The following is a 2,311-nucleotide window of genomic DNA, read 5'->3' on the forward strand; positions in this document are numbered from 1 at the left end:
GCTCTTTATGTTTTGTCCTTGTATATTCCCTCTTTTTCGTCTAATATAAAGGGTATAGAAGACTGCGGATACGCGCATAGGGGGGGAAACGATGTCTTCATTGGAAGTAACTGTTCAATTGCATGAGAAAGCGCTTCGTCTCCTTCAGGAAGATGCGAGTAAAATAGAGAAGCTCATTGAAGTTCAGATGGAAAACTTGACCACTCGTCAATGTCCGCTGTACGAAGAAGTACTAGATACGCAAATGTACGGTTTTTCGCGGGAGGTTGACTTTGCCGTTCGTGCCGGATTAATTGTTGAGTTGGCAGGCAAAGAGATAGTGAGCAGTTTAGAGCGTAATTTAGCGCTGTTATACGAAGCTTTGGATAGAAAAGAGTAGCCTCCATTTGGAGACTACTCCTTTTTTTTGTGCAGATGGCTCGACTACACCAGATAGAATGCAATGCCGAGTATGATATATACCATAAGCAGCAATACACCTTCATACCAATTGGTACGTCCATCTCGTGAGACCGATTTTGCGATAAAGACTGCAACACCTATAGCGGTTAATTCAATTGGAGTAAATACAATATCCATTGTGTTGCCCATAAATGCGCTTATGATGATTAGCACTGGAGCTACGAACAAGGCGATTTGTAAACTGCTTCCGATTGCAATTTCGACTGCGGCGCCGATCTTGTTCTTCATTGCTAGCATAATAGCCGCGCTATGCTCAGCCGCATTACCGACGATTGCAATGACGAAAGCCCCAATGAACAATTCAGACAAGCCAAATTTGGCGCTGAATGTATCAAGCGTATGGACTAGCCATTCACTGACAAAGGCAACCATGACAGTGGCAACAAAGAGGAATATGATCGAATTCTTCTTGGACCAAGCGGGTTCTTCGCCATGATCGGCGTTCATTACTTCATCAGAAAGCATATCTTTGTGTGTAATCATGGAGAAGATCAACCACAATATATATGCAATAATCAGAATGCCCGCTACCGCAAGACTCAAAAACTGATCTTTCTCAAACGTGAAGTTTTGAGAAACAACGAATACAGCAGGTACGAAAAGACCAATGACTGCCATGATCATCAGCGTTGAATTGTGTGTAGCCAAGCGGCCGTTAAAGGTCTGCTCCTTGTATTTCAGTCCCCCGAGCAAAATACTAAGACCAAGCACGAGCAGAAGATTACCTATAATAGCTCCCGTTAAGCTGGCCTTAACCATCTCGTATTGCTGCGCTCTTATTAAGAAAATCGCAATAATAAGCTCAGCGGCATTGCCGAAAGTCGCATTTAAAAAACCACCTAAACGTTGACCGGCATAATGAGCAACACTCTCTGTTGCTTTCCCGAGGAAGCCTGCCACAAAAATAATGGCGATAGCCGAGATAATARATTGCACGGTCATGTCCCAATCTGCGTAATGACCAATCGCGCTGAGTGCAAACATAACGAATAGACCAGAAAAAAACACTTTGTTGTTCACTGAGATCACCTCTTCCTAATATGCTGAAAACCTGATAATACTATATAGGAAATCAATGAATGTGTAAACTTATCCAATAATAATTGGTATTCATTATTCTAAAACTTGCAAGCTTCTTGCTTCAAGCCTATCCATCAATTACAATAAACATATATGGCATATTGAGGAGTGATTCACATGACCGAAGAACTTCAAACAGGTCTTATCCGAATTTCAGATGACGTAGTAGCAACGATAGCAGGTTTAGCAGCACTTGAGACGCCAGGTATAGCAGCAATGTCTGGCGGCATATCAGAAGGTCTTGCCAAACGTTTAAGCGGTAAAAACGTACAAAAGGGAGTATCAGTAGAGGTCGGTACTCTAGAAGCAGCGATTGATCTTCGTATTATTGTCCATTATGGTATTCCTATTCAAGAGGTATGTCGTCAACTTCAGTTAAATGTACGTGAGTCGGTAGAGAACATGACGGGCTTGAACGTGGTAGAAGTGAATGTGAAGGTGGAAGGCGTTGCTTTTAAAGAAGATGAGATTGAGGAACAGCAGAATAGATTGAAATAGGCAGCAGATAAAAAAAGAACGGTATCTCTTATAAAACAGAGATACCGTTCTTTTTTGTTTGTGTTCTTTGGTTGCCTGTCTTCTCTACTTTATTCGATTCCCTTGATATGCTCAGAAGCACGCCTATTGACATAAGGCAAAACAGTAAGGAAGAGCCCCCATAGCTGATAAACGGTAGTGTAACACCGGTAAGCGGTATAGCAGCTGTAACTCCACCAATGTTAACAAAGGCTTGAATCGCAAATAAGCCGACGATACCGACTCCTACTAC

The 2,311-nt window shown here is 42.2% G+C and carries 4 protein-coding genes; 2 read left to right on the forward strand and 2 right to left on the reverse strand.

Annotation, left to right across the window (positions count from 1 at the left end):
* The first annotated feature begins 91 nt into the window (after positions 1 to 91).
* Positions 92 to 379 (forward strand): Fpa/YlaN family protein, encoded by a 288-nt coding sequence (locus AC1DWN_RS32345; RefSeq protein ID WP_477562940.1) that lies wholly within the window; start codon positions 92 to 94, stop codon positions 377 to 379.
* A gap of 44 nt (positions 380 to 423) precedes the next feature.
* On the opposite strand, the gene cax is transcribed toward AC1DWN_RS32345, so the two are convergent.
* Positions 424 to 1,482, reverse strand: coding sequence for a calcium/proton exchanger (gene cax / locus AC1DWN_RS32350; RefSeq protein WP_477562941.1), 1,059 nt, complete (start codon positions 1,480 to 1,482; stop codon positions 424 to 426).
* 177 nt (positions 1,483 to 1,659) lie between these two features.
* Between cax and AC1DWN_RS32355 the strand changes: the two genes are divergently transcribed.
* Complete coding sequence (locus tag AC1DWN_RS32355; protein WP_477562942.1) at positions 1,660 to 2,040, forward strand: Asp23/Gls24 family envelope stress response protein; 381 nt, start codon at positions 1,660 to 1,662, stop codon at positions 2,038 to 2,040.
* A gap of 28 nt (positions 2,041 to 2,068) precedes the next feature.
* Here the strand turns inward: AC1DWN_RS32355 and AC1DWN_RS32360 are convergent.
* A partial coding sequence (locus AC1DWN_RS32360; RefSeq protein ID WP_477562943.1) for an FtsW/RodA/SpoVE family cell cycle protein occupies positions 2,069 to 2,311 on the reverse strand: 243 nt, incomplete at its 5' end.

The organism is Paenibacillus sp. P4_A7 (assembly GCF_056402455.1).

Excerpts from the sequence above, each read along its gene's own strand:
- AC1DWN_RS32355 (WP_477562942.1), top strand. The coding sequence starts at position 1,660 with ATGACCGAAGAACTTCAAACAGGTCTTATCCGAATTTCAGATGACGTA.
- AC1DWN_RS32345 (WP_477562940.1), top strand. The coding sequence starts at position 92 with ATGTCTTCATTGGAAGTAACTGTTCAATTGCATGAGAAAGCGCTTCGT.